Below are 17,583 nucleotides of genomic sequence, written 5' to 3'. Positions count from 1 at the left end.
ATTAATCTGTAAGCATACAAAAGGTTCTCAAGTCCATTATTTCTATACCTTCAAAAGTATTGCCTTTGTAAACATCTAAGGTAACAACCGTCTTTCTATAATTGTCATTAATTTTTAACAAATTACCAAACTCACGTTGTAAAGTTTGTTCTTCTGTGAGCTGTAACGCTACTTGAACATACCAAACCTCATTATTTTTTTTTGCGATAAAATCAATCTCATTAGTACCAATTATTCCCACTTGAACATCGTAGCCTCGAAATAGTAATTCATTATAAACTAAATTTTCAATAATTTTTCCTCTATCCTCTATTCGATACCCCCATATCGCATTTCGAATACCTAAATTCTCGAAGTAATATTTCTCACCAATCTCAAATAATCGTTTTCCCACCAAATCATATCGATTTACTTTATGGATTAAAAAAGCATGAACCAAATAATTGACATACAATTGGACTTGATTGGGTGGCATATTGGTTTTTTGAGATTTTAAAAAATCGCTAATTTTTTTACTTGAGAAAATACTCCCAGTGTTACTGCAAACAAAGTGCACTAATTTTTCTAGAAAAGCGACATTTCGTATAGCATATCGATTAATTATATCGCGATAGACTATAGTTGTATAAATACTTTTTAAATATTCAAAAACCACATCATCCCTTAGGGGAAGATTTTTTAAGTAAGGTAACCCTCCATACTTAAGGTAACTTTCTAAACTTTCCGGCGTATCTTTTAATTTATGGAACATTAAAAATTCGACATAAGCCAAACTTTGAACATTGATTTCAATGTAACGCCCACTTAAATAACCTGCAATATCTGAAGAAAGCATTGTAGCGTTGCTACCCGTACAATAAATATCGATATTTTCATTTAACAACAACGAACGTAATGCTAAACTAAAATCAGGAATGTCCTGTATTTCATCAATAAATAGATACATCTTTTTTTGATTCGAAATCTGTTTATTAACATAATTTACCAATTCCTCAGCGGAATTTATAAATGAGAAAGACAAATCTTCTTTATTAACATAAAGTATTTGAAATACTTGGAAGTTGTTTTTTATATAGTCCATTATTTGAAACAACAAATAACTTTTTCCAACCCTCCTTTGTCCTGTAAATACTTTTATTATTGACTTATCAATAAACGGTATTACTTTATTGATATAATGATTTCTTTGTATTACATTACTGGGTAGTGAATTCATATTGTTTTAATTATAATTATAACTTTACAAATATACATATATTATTTTAATTATAATTATAACTTTATTATTGCATCTTAATTCAGTTTTTTGGAACACGGATGGGAGGAATTGAAGAAATCTTTTTTTTCTTTAAAACACAAAGGCACAATAGTTTTTTTTAGCACCGAGTTGCACGGAGAATTTTTTGATATACTTTACGTTGAGGAGAGCTACACAGAGGGCGCTGCGCTTTTTATTTTAGGTTTCAGGTTTCAAGTTTTTTTGGAACACAGATTTAAGAAATTGAAATAATTTATAAAATTTTATTTTTGAAATTAGTCATTAGAAATTTATAACTAAATCTTCCAACTATAAACTCCAAACTTTTAACCCCAAACTCCAAACTCCAAACTCCAAACCCCAAACCCATACCCTAAACTTCAAACTCCAAACTTCAAACTCCCAACTTCCATCACTTCAAATGCTCCCAATACCAAGCCACAGCTTCTTTTAATCCTTGACCTATTGTATGAGTGGGCCTATATCCTAAAAGTGATTTTGCTTTTTCAACTGAAGCCAAAGAGTGTGGAATATCACCTAATCGATTTGGACCATGAACCACTTCAACTTGAGCAATAGCAGTATCATAAGCACTTAAGTATTCTTTTAAATAATGTACCAAATCATTTAAAGTTGTTCGATCGCCAACAGCAGTATTATAAACCGTATTGATTGCATTTGGATTAGTTGTATTCATGGCTAACTCATTCATTTGAATCACGTTGTCTACATAGGTAAAATCTCTAGAATAATTACCATCCCCATTGATAATTGGAGATTCGTGATTCATAAATTGCTTCACAAACAAAGGAATTACAGCTGCATAAGCTCCGTTTGGATCTTGACGACGTCCAAAAACATTAAAATAACGCAATCCGATAGTTTCTAACCCATATGTCTTACTGAAAATATCCGCATATAATTCGTTTACATATTTGGTAATCGCATAAGGAGACAATGGTTTCCCAATAACATCTTCTACCTTTGGCAAACTTTCAGAATCACCATAAGTAGAGGAACTGGCAGCATAAATAAAACGTTTTACCCCAGCATCTCTAGACGCAACCAACATATTTAAAAATCCCGAAACATTAACATCATTAGAAGTAATGGGATCTTTTATAGAACGAGGCACCGACCCAAGAGCGGCTTGATGCAACACATAATCCACTCCTTGAACTGCTAAATTACAATCATCAAAAGATCTGATATCTCCCTCTATTAATTTAAAATTAGGATTTTCTAAAAAAGGAGCAATATTGTGGCGATGTCCCGTCGCAAAATTATCCAAACAAATAACATGATGTCCTTTATATAAAAAATATTCACATAAATTGGAACCGATAAATCCAGCGCCTCCTGTAATTAATAATGTACTCATATTATTTGTTTGTTGTTTGTTGTTTATTGTTTATTGTTTGTTGTTTTAAATTTAATAATAGTAAAACCACACCCATCACCCATCACCCATTAACTATCACCCATCACCTATCACCCATCACCCCTATCGCTCCAATATCAAGGTCATTCCTAAACTATCCAAAACCAAAATTGTTTTGTTCCCTTTTTTTTCAATATAGGTTGCCGTTTGGCCTTTAAAAACCCCTTCGTCTAAAGTTACTTTGCTACCTGGTACTAATCCTGTGACCACGACTTCTTTATAACTTTCTAATAAGAGTTCTTTAATATTTTTAACCTCTTGGTCACGTACAATGGCGGGTTTACCCAACCAAAAAAGATACCTTACTACTCCTGGTACTTGAAACACCTTATCGCGTTCTTTTTCTTCTAATCGTACAAAAACATAGGAATTAAAAAGCGGTTGTTGGATTGTTTTTTTTCTATCGCTCCACTGCTTAACAACAGCTACAATAGGGCAATACACTTCTACCCCTAGTTTTTCCAATTGCTCAGCTACTTTTTTCTCATTTCGAGGTTTTGTATATAATGCAAACCAATTCACTACTATTTAAATACCTTTTAGATTAATAATGACAACGTATATCGAAAATTTATTATAAAATCAAAATCAATACCAACAACCAAAACTTACAACTTAGTAACAGTACTCAAAATAATGTTTTAAACAGTAAAAAATTAATTTAGGCTTCAAAAATCAACAAACCATTCGTAACTAAAGATCTTGAAACCGACAATACAACTGTTTTTTCGATTTCTTTTGAAATTTTTGTGGCAATTTGATTTAAATATTGTTGGTCCAAATTATCCCCCACAACTACAATTTCTATTAAACCAGTATCCAATCCTTTAGCATAATCCCCAATCAAATACACCTTTGAAACTGCACCAATACGTTCAAATATACGTTCCACTATATCATCAATTCCTACATATTTACGAACCATTTGTTGTAGAATTTCAAAAAACGGATGAGCCGCATTTGCCCTGTAAATAATCTTAGAATCAAGCTCTTCTCTAATAATAAATCCCGAATCACTTAGATGATTTAACTCTTTACGAATAGCATTCGTATTTTCCTGCATTTCAGTAGCTAAACCTCTCAAATAACCGGTATTGGCCACATTGATAAAAAATTTAACCAACAGCCTCAAACGCGTTTTTGAAGTAATTATAGCTTGCAACATATTTGTATAATAAGTAACAAAAGTACTCATTTAGTTTTAAAATAAAAATTTCAAGCAAAAAATTGTATAAAATTAAAACGGTTTAGAAGTAAAGCACTTTATTTTTTCACTATAAAAATGTTCCATCTGCTATTTTATAAGAAAATTGCTTCATTACTTATTTTTCAAATCGGAAAAGGTTAATTATTATAATGCAAGAATTTTGTAGCTTTTTTTTGCTGAAAATAAAATTAAAATTTGCGAAAATTTGTAATTATTTTTCCAAACAAAAAAATCTAATTTTCTAAAAAACAAAAAAATGTAGCGCATTAAAAACTCAAGTACATAATTGTTTAAAGAAAACTAAAAAAAGAGCAAATATAACTTAAAATGCGTTTGCAAATAATTATTATATAAGTATATTTGTCGTCTCAAAGAAATAGTAAAATGAAAAAAAAAATACTAAATTATTTACATTTTTTAAAAAGTATTAACATCTTACCTTCTTGGTTAATATTAATCTTTGATTTCATTATTATAACATTTACAGCAACATTAAGCTATTTCGTTTATAACAATCTAGGGGTTAATTTAGTAACCGATATTTCTCCATTAGGAAGATTCTCCATTTTATTTTCAGTATATCTATTTTCTTTTTTTGTTTTCAAAACCTATAAAGGAATTCTAAGGTACTCTTCTCTAAGAGATATTATCAAAATATTTAAAGCAGTATTATTATCTACAGTTATTATAGTTACAATCAATGAAATAAGTAGAAACTTGTATGGAAAAAATATATTTATTTATTCCATTTTAATCAACGGCACTTTCATTGGTTTTTTTGCTTTAATAGGTTTTAGACTCATCGTAAAGACTTTTTTCCATTATTTACACCTTGAAGAATTCCCAGAATCTGAAAAAGAAAACATTGCAATTGTAGGGGTGAACAGCCAAAATATTGCTTTAATCGAACCATTAAATTCGATTTCGAGTAAATACAATTTAATTTGCTTTTTTGATCAAAACAACTCTTTACATGGTAAAAAAGTTTCAGGAATACCTATACAAGCAATATCACCTAATATTGTGACTCTTTTAAGATTCAAAAAAATTAAAAACCTTATATTACCAAAAGAGTACCTTGAAGAAAACGAAGAAAAAAAACTACTAGAAGATTGCATTCAAAATAACATTAAAGTATACAAACCTGAGTTATTACAAAAAACCAATGCATCACAAACTACAAATCTAAAAGAATACAACTTAGAGGAATTGTTATTCAGAAAAAAAATAGATATTGACAATCCAAAAGTAATTGAACAATTCAAAAATAAAACGATTTTGGTAACTGGCGGAGCGGGTTCGATTGGATCTGAACTGGCTAAACAATTAGCAGCATTTCAACCCAAAAAAATAATAATTTTAGACCAAGGAGAAACTCCGCTACACGATATACAATTGCATTTTGACAAACATCTGTCCAATTGTAATTCTTGCTTTGAATTGGTAGATGTGACCAATAAGAAAGAAATCGGACATGTGTTTGACACACACAAACCTGATATTGTTTTCCATGCTGCCGCATACAAACACGTGCCTGTTCTTGAAAAAAACTATAAACAAGCCATCAAAGTTAACGTATATGGAACCCTAAACTGCTTAGAATTAGCCAAAATTCATGGAGCAAAAAAATTTATATTCGTTTCGACTGATAAAGCAGTAAATCCAACAAACATTATGGGTTCAAGTAAACGTATTGCAGAAATGTTGGCTCAAAATTTATTTCATAGTCAAAATGGAAAAAGTATGGAAATAATGATTACACGCTTTGGAAATGTATTAGGCTCAAATGGATCAGTTGTACATCTATTTAAAGAACAGATTGCAAATGGAGGGCCTATAACAGTAACCCATCCTGAAGTAAATCGCTTTTTTATGACCATACCTGAAGCCTGCAAATTAGTGATTGAAGCTGGAGCGATGGGAAGCGGAGGAAACATTTACGTATTTGACATGGGTAAATCCATTAAAATTGTAGATCTAGCTGAAAAAATGATTCGTTTAGCTGGAAAATTACCCGGAAAAGACATCGAAATAAAATTTACAGGACTACGTCCAGGAGAAAAATTATATGAAGAAGTCTTAACAGAATGCTCCGAAACTTTACCAACTTATCATCCTAAAATTGTGATTGCAAAAGAAACTGAAGAGAGAAAGTTTTCAAATGATGACATCATAAATACCCTTGAAGATTTTCAAAAAATAACAAGAAAAGAGACCATTACAATTATCAAAAAATTAGTACCAGAATACCAACCCGAAAATGTTGAAGATTAAAACAAAACAAGTAATGGGATTTAATATCCCTTACTTATTATAACAATTTAGAAACAAACGTATCAAAAATAATCAAAATTCAAGAAATTAAATTTAATTAACAAAACATAAATTAAATAAATCTAGCAATTACTTACATTATGCATTTCTTTTATAGGAAATTATGTTTTTAAAATCTAATACTTTTTTGATTTCTTTATAAAAAATTTATTCAACAGTAACTGATTTTGCTAAATTTCTTGGTTGATCAACATTACAACCTCTTAAAACTGCAATATGATACGATAATAATTGTAACGGAATTGTAGTTAATAATGGCGTAAATGGTTCATTTGTTTCTGGAATTTCAATTACGTGGTCGGCTAAAGCTTTTACCTGCGTATCTCCTTTAGTAACTACGGCAATAATTTTTCCGCTTCTTGATTTTATTTCTTGAATATTACTTACCACTTTATCGTAATGTCCTTTGTTTGGAGCAATTACAATTACTGGCATAGATTCATCAATTAAAGCAATTGGCCCGTGCTTCATTTCTGCTGCTGGATACCCTTCTGCATGAATATAAGAGATCTCTTTTAATTTCAAAGCTCCTTCTAAAGCTACTGGGAAATTATATCCTCTACCTAAATATAAGCAATTCGATGCGTCTTTGTAAATTTCGGCAATTTTTTAGCAATATCATTTGTTAATAATGCTTCTTCAACTTTTTCAGGTATCAACTCTAATTCAAGCAAATAACGTTGGTAATCAGAATTACTTAAAGTTCCTTTAGCTTTAGCCAAACGAAGTGCTAACAAAGTAAGAATTGTAATTTGCGTAGTAAATGCTTTTGTTGATGCCACTCCAATTTCTGGTCCAGCGTGTGTATAAGCTCCTGCATGAGTTTCACGAGAAATGGAAGAACCAACCACATTACAAACTCCAAATACAAATGCTCCATTTTCTTTAGCCAACTTAATAGCGGCAAGAGTATCAGCAGTTTCACCAGATTGAGAAATTGCAATTACCACATCATCTTTATTAATAATAGGATTTCTATATCGGAATTCAGATGCGTATTCTACTTCAACAGGAATTCTTGAAAATTCTTCGATAATATATTCGGCTACCAATCCAGCATGCCATGAAGTTCCACATGCCACAACCAAGATTCGTTTAGCATTTAAGAATTTTTCCAAATTATCTTCTACACCCGACATTTGTACAATACCTATATTAGCCAAAAGTCTTCCTCTATAAGTATCTTTGATTACACTTGGTTGCTCATAGATTTCTTTCATCATAAAATGATCGTAACCACCTTTTTCAATTTGCTCCAAGTTTAATTGAAGCTCTTGAATATAAGGGTCAACCAAAGAATCGTCTTTAATTTTTCTAACTTTTAATGGTTTGTGTAAACGCACAATTGCCATTTCTTCATCTTCTAAATAAATAGCATTTGACGTATACTCGATAAAAGGTGTTGCATCAGAAGCAATAAAAAATTCTTCTTCTCCAATTCCAATTGCTAGTGGACTTCCTAAACGTGCTACTATAATTTCATCAGGTTTTTCAACATCAATTACTGCAATTGCATAAGCACCAATAACTTGGTTTAATGCAATTTGAACCGCATGACCTAACTTACAATTTTCTTTTTTCTTAACTTCTTCAATCAAGTTAACCAATACTTCAGTATCTGTATCCGATTTAAAAGCATAACCTCTTTTGATTAATTCTTGTTTTAAAGGTTCGTAATTTTCAATAATTCCATTATGAATAATTACTAATTTTCCAGAGTTTGAAAAATGAGGATGCGAATTAACATCATTAGGCACACCATGAGTAGCCCAACGCGTATGCCCCATACCTATTTTACCAATTGTTGTATTTTCTTCTTGCGCTTTTGCTTCTAAATCAGATACCTTACCTTTAGTTTTAGATAATTTTAATTCGTTACCATCATATAAGACGATACCTGCACTATCATAACCTCTATATTCTAAACGGTGTAATCCTTTAATAATTACAGAATAAGCATCTCTTTTGCCTATATATCCTACAATTCCACACATAACTATATGGTATAATTTTATTAATTCTATATAACAACTTATTAAGTAACAAATCTACAATTTTTATAATTATTTTAACAAAAAAACCGCCTCAAATTGATTTGAGACGGTTTTCAGAGTAAAACTATGAAATATAATTATTGCTTAACCATTTTAAAAGTTTGTGTGTTAGCGCCTTGACGTACTATCACTAAATACATTCCTGCTGGATATTGTTCTCCAATGGTATGGTTTGTGATTTCATTCGCCTCTACCGAACGGCTCTCCATCATTTTTCCGGTTACATCATACACTTGATAGAATAACGTTGCCGTTTCTCGTTCCATTGGTGTAATGCTAAATGTGGTAGTAAATGGATTTGGATACGCCTTGAATTCCGAAACCATACTTGTCTTGATTTCGTCTTGATTTGATAAAGCACGTGCTGGTGCGTCTGTAAGTACCGTAATTGAACAAGCTGTTCCTTCTACTCCATATTCTGTTCCTCTTATCACTTGTACTCTAACTTGATATGTTGTATCAAATGTATAACCCGTTAATTGTGAAAAACTAAACCAATTCGTAGCACTTTCAAACGATGTAACTAACGTTGTCCCAGCTTGGTTGTAAAAATTGAATTTATATCCCGTAGCGTCAGATACAGAAACCGCATATATAGCATCAGTATATAATATACTAGTTCCACATTGTGCACTTTCGATTGATGTTGTTGGCGGACCACTTAATGTAATGGTGCATCTCGATCCTTCAGTTCCATAAACTAATCCTTGTTTAGCCTGAACTCCTACTTGATATGTAGTTCCATAGCTAAAGTTCATTTGTGAAAATCTAAAGAAGTAAATTGACCTATCAATAGCAGTAATAAATTCTCCTGATGATGTGTAGATATTAAATCGATATCCTGTAGCCCCTGAAATAGGTTGTGCATCTATCCATTGTGATGGGCTAACTGAAGTTGATCCACACATAGAAGTTACAAGTGTTGTTGTTGGTAGTTCACTTAATGTAACATTACATCTCGATCCCTCATTACCGTATACTTCTCCTTGTTTCACCTGAACTCCTACTTGATATGTAGTTCCATAGCTAAAGTTCATTTGTGAAAATCTAAAGAAGTAAATTGACCTATCAATAGTAGTAATAAATTCTCCTGATGATGTGTAGATATTAAAACGATATCCTGTAGCCCCTGAAATAGGTTGTGCATCTATCCATTGTGATGGGCTAACTGAAGTTGATCCACACATAGAAGTTACAAGTGTTGTTGTTGGTAGTTCACTTAATGTAACATTACATCTCGATCCCTCATTACCGTATACTTCTCCTTGTTTCACCTGAACTCCTACTTGATATGTAGTTCCATAGCTAAAGTTCATTTGTGAAAATCTAAAGAAGTAAATTGACCTATCAATAGTAGTAATAAATTCTCCTGATGATGTGTAGATATTAAAACGATATCCTGTTGCCCTGAAATAGGTTGTGCATCTATCCATTGTGATGGACTCACTGAACTTGAATTACACATAGCACTTACTAGTGTTGTTGTCGGTAGCTGACTTAAGGTAATATTACATCTAGACCCCTCTGCGCCATATACTTCGCCTTGCTTAACCTGAACCCCTACTTGATATGTGGCTCCATAAGTGAAATTCATCTGTGAAAACCTGAAAAAGTAAGTAGACCTTTCAATAGCTGTAATAAAAACACCTGTAGATGTGTAAATATTAAATTTATATCCTGTAGCTCCAGAAATAGACTGAGCATCTACCCATTGAGATGGACTCACTGAACTTGAATTACACATAGCACTTACTAGTGTTGTTGTCGGTAGCTGACTTAAGGTAATATTACATCTAGACCCCTCTGCGCCATATACTTCGCCTTGTTTCACCTGAACCCCTACTTGATATGTGGCTCCATAAGTGAAATTCATCTGTGAAAACCTGAAAAAGTAAGTAGACCTTTCAATAGCTGTAATAAAAACACCTGTAGATGTGTAAATATTAAATTTATATCCTGTAGCTCCAGAAATAGACTGAGCATCTACCCATTGAGATGGACTCACTGAACTTGAATTACAATAAGATGGAATAAGATTCGTATAATCAGAACAACTAACCCCTAATGATAAAGTTCTTGTTCCACCACAGGCTGTAGCAAATTGAACGCTTACAGGAATACTATTATTTACTGGATGCGCTACTAAAACAGAAATAGAAGAAGTACCAGCACCATTGGAAACACTCATCCCTTCGGGTAATGTCCATACAAAATCAGTACCTATATCCGATGGAACACTATATGAAACACTTGTAAGGCCACACAAATTTGTTGGACCCGAAATAGCACCTGTAACAGCGCTTACAGTTAAACTACGAATTGGGCCAGAACCACAACTTGAATTTACTGCTTGAACCGTAATATTACCCGATTCGAAACTAACCAAATCATAACTTATCGTTATGCTATTAGTACCTTGTCCACTTTCTATAGTAGCACCCGTTGGAACCGTCCACAAATAAGAATCAGCCCCAGCAACAGCAGCAACACTGTAAGTATAACTATTTAATGCCGAATTTGAAACCACATTCCCCTGATTATCTAATGTAACTTGTACCGCTCCACAGACACGATTTACCCCATTAATTCCACCAACAATTGGTGCTGAATTTACAGCTAAATATCTAGGAGTACTTAACCCACAACTGTTTTGTGCTTGAACAGATATTGTGCCGCTTACACTTCCTGAGATAGTTACGTTTATTGAGGATGTATTGTTTGCCCCTGAAACAACCATACCTTCTGGTAAACTCCATATATACGTTGTACCTGGTACATTTGTAACAGAATAAGTAGCTGTTGTTAATCCACATAAATTAGAAGGTCCTGTAATAGCAGATGGTAAAGCAACTCCAGAAACAGCATAATTACTTTGATAAGTATATTGTGACGTTGCACAAGTGGCTTTTATATTTCCTGAAGAAAAACTTGCATCAGTTGAAACCGAAATTTCATTTGTTCCTTGCCCTGATACTATAGTCATTCCTGCAGGAACTGTCCAAGAATAAACTCCGTTAGCTATAGTTGTAGCTGTATAGGTGGCCGTTGCATTTGTACAAATAACTGGAGCTCCACTTACACTAAAAGAAATTCCTCCTGTTAACTTGGTAGAATAAAACGAACGTGTAGCTGTTACTCCACAATCATTTTGTGCATAAACCGATACAGTTCCACTTGTAAAAGACTCTGCAATGGCAACTGTGATAGAATTACCTGTTTGTGACTGTCTGGTCATACCCGAAGGTAAGTTCCAAACATAACTCGTAGCACCACTAACTACAGGAATGGTATAAGTAGTTGTAGTAGCATCTGATGCTAAATCTATTGTTCCTGAAATCCAACCGATATTACTAATATTTTGTATTACCGTTTGAGACACCACTTGAGTATCTACATTACAAGATCCCGAATTTGCAGTTAATTTTGCAAAATAATATTTTGTACCAACGATATTAGTTGGTAAGGATAATGAATTACTAGTAGCTCCTGAAATTAAAGTAGCTCCTGTGTAACTATTTGTAGTATTGCTGTACCACTGAATAGAAAAATCACTTCCAATAGTTGTAAAACTAATGGTCTCTGAAGATGTATCCTTACAAACCTGACTATTTACAACAGTTGGCTGTGTATCAACAGAGAATGAAGCCGTGTAAGTTCCATTAGCAGCAATAGAATAACCTAATGCTCCTGTTGCGCTAATTGAAATATAATCCGTGAATCCACTTATTTGAGTAGCTGTCATACGTACATAAACTGTTGTAGCAGCAACCGATCCAGAAACAGGGTTTAAAGTTAATGTATTTTGATATGTTGTACCGTTTAATGAATATTCAAGACCAGTTACAGAACCTATCTCAATGGCAGATGACAAGTTAGAACCTGAAACTGAAAAAGTTTGAGACTCTGAAGGTAAAGAAGCACAAGTTTTTACAAAATCATTAATAGATTCAACTACAGAGATGGTACTTGGTTGTGTAGGCACAATAACTGTTTGTTCATTACCATAACTTGAACCAGCTGAATTGGTAGCAAAAGCTCTTAGGTAATAGGTACCCGATGCTAAATTATTAATTGTTCCTGTGAAGTTTCCTTGGCCACTACCATAAACTATTTTTTGATCATTGATGGTTGGATTACCCGTTGTGTTCCAAACAAAACCTCTTTCAGTTACGGGATCCTGTCTGTCATCTGTTACACTACCTTCAATATCAATTGAATTATTTAAAACTGGACTTAATACAGCTGTACCATTTACAACTACTGGAGCTCCTTGTTCAATAACAGTAGATCCTTGTAAATTCATACTGTAATTATCGAAATTAGAAACTCTATACCCACCAAATCCGAAATAAGAATACAATACAGATGAATTTGCGATTGAAGTGTTGGTAAAAGTACGCTCTTGTACAGCAGAAGCACTACCGTAAAGTAAATTACCTGATGCATCAGAAGGCCAAATTTCTAATCGCAAATGATAAGCACTGTTAGCTTGAGCTGTAATTTTTAATACTATTTTATACCATTTATCTGGCGAACCATAGTTTAACAAGTCAAAAATGCTCGCATTTACAACACCTCCATATTGCCAATCACCATAATCTGCTGTAGAATTATTGTAAAAAATAAACCCACCTCCGTGTACAGAAACACCCAAACAAACTGCTGGATTACCACTATTAGCATGAGGTTGAGCCGAAACAGATGTAAATCCAATAGCACTATATCCTGAATTATATTCACTTTTAATAAAAGTAGAAAATTCATATACCGAACCTATACCTCCATTAGAATACCCTTGTTTAGTAGTGTAAACTTCATATGCTGATGCATTACCAATATTAACAGCACCTGTTGAGCCTAAACCTGTATTTGTAGATTGTGTGATATTAGTTGTGTTTGTGTTCCCTCTTGTAAAAAACTCTGATAAATCACCTGGAGTATTAAAATCATAAAAAGTTGATGTTTGAGAAAAACCCACAAACGCCAAGAAAAGAAAGGAAATGGAAAAGAAAACTTTCTTAAAGTAAGTTAATTGTAATAAATTTTTCATAATTTAAAAATTAAAATTTGTGCAAATATAATATATTGCTTTGTTTTACTATATAGAAAAAATATAGATTTTACATGATATGTAAAAATTCAACTAATTCATTATCAGAAGAAAAGCTCATTTTCTTACGAAGTAAATATCGCTTACTAATAACACTTTCATAAGAGATATTAATTAAGGTTGCCATTTCTTTATTACTTAAATTTAATTTGATTAAAATTAAAAAATCAATATCTTTTTTGGTTAAATTAGGATACTTTGATTTTATAGTAGCAATAAAATCAGGATGCATATTAGCAAACTTTAACTGAAATTCTTTCCAATAATCATCGTTGTCAAAATGACGAACTATTTGTTTGGTAATTTTAGACAAAATCTTTTTATCCAATTGAAATTCATTAACAGATAAATAGTCCAAAATTTTTTCTTTTACTTGATGAATTTTTAATTGTAACGCGGTTAATTCTCGTTCTTTGGTTTGCGTTATTTCGGTTTTGTATTGCAATTCAACTTCTTTTAATTTAGCCCGTTTTTCATGTAACATCTTTTCTTGTTCTAATTGTGCTAAAATTAATTGCTGTATTTTGTTTTTCTTTCTTTGTTTATCTATTAAAAACACAATCAACAAAACTAATAGTAATATTGAAACCAACACCACTGCATTTTGTAGCTTTAAATTGGAAACTTGTAATTCTAAATTTTTATTTTTATCGATGGTGGTATTTAATTCATACAGGTTTAATTTTTTTTGTAAAGCCTCAAATGAATTGTTTTTATCTCGGTCGTGATACAATTTTTGGATTTTTTTGAGTACATCAAAATGATTCTTGGCATCTCCAACTTTATCATAATACAGAGCTAAGGTTTCAAAATAAAATATTTTTTCTTGTGAATTTGCTTCCACTAACATCTCGGAAGTGTTATATTTTAAAATCTCGTTTAAAGCAGTATAATTGTTTAATTGTAAGTGACAACCAACATAATACGTATAGACCTCTAAAGATAAATGAGGTAGATTTGTATATAAATAATCAAATGATGTTTTTAGATAGGATAAAGCATTTCTAAAATTTCCATTTCTATAATAATATTTTCCAATACGACTCAAACAAAAATGTTCATTTCTTTTGTCTGTAATTTCACGAAACCCTTTCAAAGATTGATTGAAATAACCTATAGCTTCTTTACGATTTAATTCGGCATAACTTTCTCCTATATTCATTAATGCCACATACTTGTTTTGCAAATTGTTAGCTTCATTAATACTAAAAAAGGCAATACCAATTTATAATTTGTTATTGCCCCTTCATAATCCCCAATATTGAATTGAATATTAGCTTGACGTAACAATTGAATATTATACAAACGCCTGTCACCCAATTTTTCTAATTTAGGCAACAATTCGGTTGATAGTTCTAGTGCTTTATTATAATTCGATTTGGCATAATAAACAGCCGATTTTTCACTTTCTACTTTTAAAATGTTTTTTTCATCATCTAAAGCAGTATATAATTTTTTAGCTAAATCTAAATTTTGAAGAGCCAAATCAAATTTACCAAACAACTTTTGTGTATTGGCTATATTACATAAGATATTGGCTTTTGATTGCTTATTATGAGATGATTCAGTATTATACGCTTTAACAAAATGCAAAAGCGCGTTATCATAATCCCCTACCAAAGCATGATAAATTCCTATATCATTTTGGGTTTTGCTTACGAGACTATCGGGTAGTTTTGGCAATACCAATATGGAATCTAAATATTGTTTTGAAAGTTCGGGGTTTGAAAACTGAACTTTTGAAAAGGAATGAAATAAGCGATCATAAGCTTTTCTAGATTGACTCCAAGATAAAATTGCAAATAATAAAAAAAGTAAAATAATATTTTTTTTCATAGTATTGAAGAAAGTAACACATTGAAATTAGAAAAATATTTCAATTAGTACAAAAATAGCACAAAAAAAAGACCTGTAATCAACTTACAGGCCTTATAAGACTTTATTTTATTAATTAATCAACTTTAAAGGCAACTCGTCTTACTAATTGTCTTGCTAACTTAGAATCTTTAGGTACTGAATTATCTTCTCCTTTAACCACTAATTTCAAACGATTAGGATCAATTCCAGAACGAACAATCATCTCCATAACACGTTGCGCTCTTTTTCTAGAGAGAGCTATATTATAATTTGCATCCCCCATTTCATCAGCATATCCAATAACCTCAGCTTTTGAATCTGGATTTGCATTTAAATACTTAATTAAGAAATTAATTGCCGAGATAGTACCCGTTGTAATTCTAGTTTCATCAAAATCGAAAAATACATTCACATACTGACCATTAATCATTTGTTTCATTTGAGCACTTGAATACTCCCCTGAAGCCATATTATTAATTACCGTTTGCATATCGCCATACTTATTATTGATATAACGCTCTAACTCGTCTGGCACCCCATTATTATTTAAATCAATAGCACGACCTTTGGTATCTACAGCAACACCTGCTATAGTGTTATTTTCTGCATCTAAATAATCAGGCACTCCATCTCTATCGGTATCATTCATCATTGTTTCGAGTTCTTCAACTCGCGCTAACAAATCTTGATATTCGTCTTTAACATATAAATTTTCCCAATACCAATCGGCATGACGTTCTTTTCTTCCTAAATATAAAGTTAACCCTAAAGTTGTTGAATGTACCAAACCGGTTCTACTTAAACTTGGATCTACTTGCGACATACCATCTAAAGCCAAATGATGCGTATAATTAGTTGTCATCGTATAATCTAAATTAAAAGCTAAACGATCGGAAACTTTAATCATTGCTGTAGCTCCCGCCAAAAAACTGAATATATTATCATAATTATTAAAAGTCGAAGTACCTGGCCCTTCTAAAAATGAAAAACCGGGACCTAAATGTATTTGCAAACCAAAAGTTTCCGTAAATTCTTCCCAATTAAAGGCACGATGAATATTCATCACCCCTTGAAAACTGGTACGATACATATTGTTACTAAAATCAGGACTTCCCGAATCAGCATTAAAGTTATCATATCCAAAATCCCACATTACCCCAAACTTGGTATTGAACATTCTACGAACATTCAAATCAAAATGATTGAACTCCGGTTTGGTAAAATAATTAGGAGTAGTAGCGTAATAGCCATCCGTAAAAGGACGAATACCTATATTAGTACCCACATTTAAATTAACTGACCAGCGATTGTAGTTTTTTTCACGATCTTTAGGATGCACCGTATCAGAAACCGTCTTGTTAATTACCTTATTTGGAATGTAAACAGAATCTCTTTTTTCAGAATCACTTTTATCAACCCTTTTATTTTTAGCATCCTTTTCAACAGGCTCTTTTTTATCTGAATCTCTTTTTTCTTGCGATAATCCAGCAGTCAAAACAAAAAGAAAAGCAAAAACAAAATACTTTTTTAACAAATTCATAAGAATGATATTATTTTTTTATAGTTAGCAAAATTAATATTTTTTTTAATATGGTTAACAACTTATTAAAAATTAAACAAAAAAGAACTTTTTCTTAACCATCACCCATCACCCATCACCAAAACCTCTCAAAAGAATCTCTCGTAATTTTCTTACTTGAAAAAACATAGGATACTTTAAGTCCAATAGCTGAATAAAAAGAAGTACCTTTCGTTGTAAAATCAGATGCATGCCCTAATCCTACATGTGCATTAAATAAAAGGTTGGGGTATAAATTACGTTGGATCCCCCAATGCACTTCATATAACATCATATTACTTAGAGGAGTTTTTTGGTCAAACAAACGTTGTGTGAGAAATTTATTTTGAAGTGCAAAATAACTACCCTCTCCATTACGTGTGGGTAATTTTTTAGCCACACGAACATAACGGTTGTAATAATATTTCAATTCCGTTTTCAAATAGAAGGTGGGATTTAACAAATTCTTTTGAAATCTAACTTCATCCTTAGGCAAATGTGCCCCAGAAGAAAAGCCGAGCCCCGAATCCAAAGACAATGCTTTAGATATCGGAAATTCATAATTAACCCCCAAGCTTAATAAAGAAAACTCGGCTTTTTGTAAGTAAGGTAATGCGGTAGTATCAGTAACAAAATCTTGCGATTTAACTACATTGACACATAAAATAAAAATTACAAGTGTAAATTTAGTAAAATTCATATTTAATTAATGTGCTATTACAACAAAGTTAAACTAATTTTAATTACCAATTACATTAAACACA

The 17,583-nt window shown here is 31.9% G+C and carries 11 protein-coding genes and 1 pseudogene; 1 reads left to right on the top strand and 11 read right to left on the bottom strand.

Features of this window, described 5'->3' with window-relative positions; genetic code table 11:
• Window position 1: 1 nt before the first annotated feature.
• From GCU34_RS13400 to GCU34_RS13385, 4 genes are all read right to left on the bottom strand, one after another.
• Entirely contained in the window at window positions 2-1,216 is a 1,215-nt protein-coding gene (locus GCU34_RS13400) for an ATP-binding protein (protein WP_072781133.1), read from the bottom strand.
• A 454-nt stretch (window positions 1,217-1,670) separates the two neighbouring features.
• Window positions 1,671-2,639 (bottom strand): SDR family oxidoreductase, encoded by a 969-nt coding sequence (locus tag GCU34_RS13395; protein WP_072781138.1) that lies wholly within the window; start codon window positions 2,637-2,639, stop codon window positions 1,671-1,673.
• 123 nt (window positions 2,640-2,762) lie between these two features.
• The gene (locus GCU34_RS13390; RefSeq protein WP_072781141.1) at window positions 2,763-3,221 is read right to left on the bottom strand and encodes a UpxY family transcription antiterminator; all 459 of its coding nucleotides are present in this window, start codon (window positions 3,219-3,221) and stop codon (window positions 2,763-2,765) included.
• A gap of 139 nt (window positions 3,222-3,360) precedes the next feature.
• Window positions 3,361-3,894 carry an ArsR family transcriptional regulator gene (locus GCU34_RS13385; protein WP_227658689.1) on the bottom strand — a complete coding sequence of 178 codons (534 nt, stop codon included), beginning with the start codon at window positions 3,892-3,894 and terminating at the stop codon, window positions 3,361-3,363.
• A gap of 396 nt (window positions 3,895-4,290) precedes the next feature.
• Here GCU34_RS13385 and GCU34_RS13380 point away from each other — a divergent pair, with 396 nt between their 5' ends.
• Window positions 4,291-6,180 carry a polysaccharide biosynthesis protein gene (locus GCU34_RS13380; protein WP_084656784.1) on the top strand — a complete coding sequence of 630 codons (1,890 nt, stop codon included), beginning with the start codon at window positions 4,291-4,293 and terminating at the stop codon, window positions 6,178-6,180.
• 207 nt (window positions 6,181-6,387) lie between these two features.
• On the opposite strand, the pseudogene glmS reads toward GCU34_RS13380, so the two are convergent.
• From glmS to GCU34_RS13350, 7 genes and pseudogenes are all read right to left on the bottom strand, one after another.
• A pseudogene (glmS, locus tag GCU34_RS13375) lies at window positions 6,388-8,234 on the bottom strand (glutamine--fructose-6-phosphate transaminase (isomerizing)).
• A gap of 137 nt (window positions 8,235-8,371) precedes the next feature.
• Window positions 8,372-9,610, bottom strand: a complete 1,239-nt coding sequence (locus GCU34_RS13370; RefSeq protein WP_193702250.1) for a T9SS type A sorting domain-containing protein — start codon at window positions 9,608-9,610, stop codon at window positions 8,372-8,374.
• Window positions 9,607-13,344, bottom strand: a complete 3,738-nt coding sequence (locus GCU34_RS13695) for a hypothetical protein (protein WP_193702249.1) — start codon at window positions 13,342-13,344, stop codon at window positions 9,607-9,609. Before GCU34_RS13695 ends, GCU34_RS13370 begins: the two co-directional genes overlap by 4 nt.
• A 70-nt stretch (window positions 13,345-13,414) precedes the next feature.
• A complete protein-coding gene (locus GCU34_RS13365; RefSeq protein WP_152378491.1) occupies window positions 13,415-14,566 on the bottom strand; it encodes a helix-turn-helix transcriptional regulator in 1,152 nt (383 codons plus the stop codon).
• Window positions 14,566-15,240: a tetratricopeptide repeat protein gene (locus GCU34_RS13360; RefSeq protein WP_152378490.1), complete on the bottom strand. Its 675-nt coding sequence runs from the start codon at window positions 15,238-15,240 to the stop codon at window positions 14,566-14,568. The genes GCU34_RS13365 and GCU34_RS13360 overlap by 1 nt, the downstream gene beginning before the upstream one ends.
• 115 nt (window positions 15,241-15,355) lie before the next feature.
• Window positions 15,356-16,801 carry an OmpA family protein gene (locus GCU34_RS13355; protein WP_084656786.1) on the bottom strand — a complete coding sequence of 482 codons (1,446 nt, stop codon included), beginning with the start codon at window positions 16,799-16,801 and terminating at the stop codon, window positions 15,356-15,358.
• A gap of 115 nt (window positions 16,802-16,916) precedes the next feature.
• On the bottom strand, window positions 16,917-17,519 hold the full coding sequence (locus tag GCU34_RS13350) for a hypothetical protein (protein WP_072781149.1): 603 nt from the start codon (window positions 17,517-17,519) through the stop codon (window positions 16,917-16,919).
• Window positions 17,520-17,583 lie beyond the last annotated feature (64 nt).

The organism is Flavobacterium haoranii, from assembly GCF_009363055.1.
GTDB classification, from domain to species: Bacteria; Bacteroidota; Bacteroidia; order Flavobacteriales; family Flavobacteriaceae; genus Flavobacterium; species Flavobacterium haoranii.
This window is presented reverse-complemented; position numbering and strand designations above follow the sequence as displayed.

Coding starts and splice junctions, on each gene's coding strand:
- GCU34_RS13695 (WP_193702249.1), bottom strand. CDS start 13,344: ATGAAAAATTTATTACAATTAACTTACTTTAAGAAAGTTTTCTTTTCC.
- GCU34_RS13395 (WP_072781138.1), bottom strand. CDS start 2,639: ATGAGTACATTATTAATTACAGGAGGCGCTGGATTTATCGGTTCCAAT.
- GCU34_RS13380 (WP_084656784.1), top strand. CDS start 4,291: ATGAAAAAAAAAATACTAAATTATTTACATTTTTTAAAAAGTATTAAC.
- GCU34_RS13360 (WP_152378490.1), bottom strand. CDS start 15,240: ATGAAAAAAAATATTATTTTACTTTTTTTATTATTTGCAATTTTATCT.
- GCU34_RS13365 (WP_152378491.1), bottom strand. CDS start 14,566: ATGAATATAGGAGAAAGTTATGCCGAATTAAATCGTAAAGAAGCTATA.
- GCU34_RS13355 (WP_084656786.1), bottom strand. CDS start 16,801: ATGAATTTGTTAAAAAAGTATTTTGTTTTTGCTTTTCTTTTTGTTTTG.
- GCU34_RS13400 (WP_072781133.1), bottom strand. CDS start 1,216: ATGAATTCACTACCCAGTAATGTAATACAAAGAAATCATTATATCAAT.
- GCU34_RS13350 (WP_072781149.1), bottom strand. CDS start 17,519: ATGAATTTTACTAAATTTACACTTGTAATTTTTATTTTATGTGTCAAT.
- GCU34_RS13370 (WP_193702250.1), bottom strand. CDS start 9,610: ATGAACTTTAGCTATGGAACTACATATCAAGTAGGAGTTCAGGTGAAA.
- GCU34_RS13385 (WP_227658689.1), bottom strand. CDS start 3,894: ATGAGTACTTTTGTTACTTATTATACAAATATGTTGCAAGCTATAATT.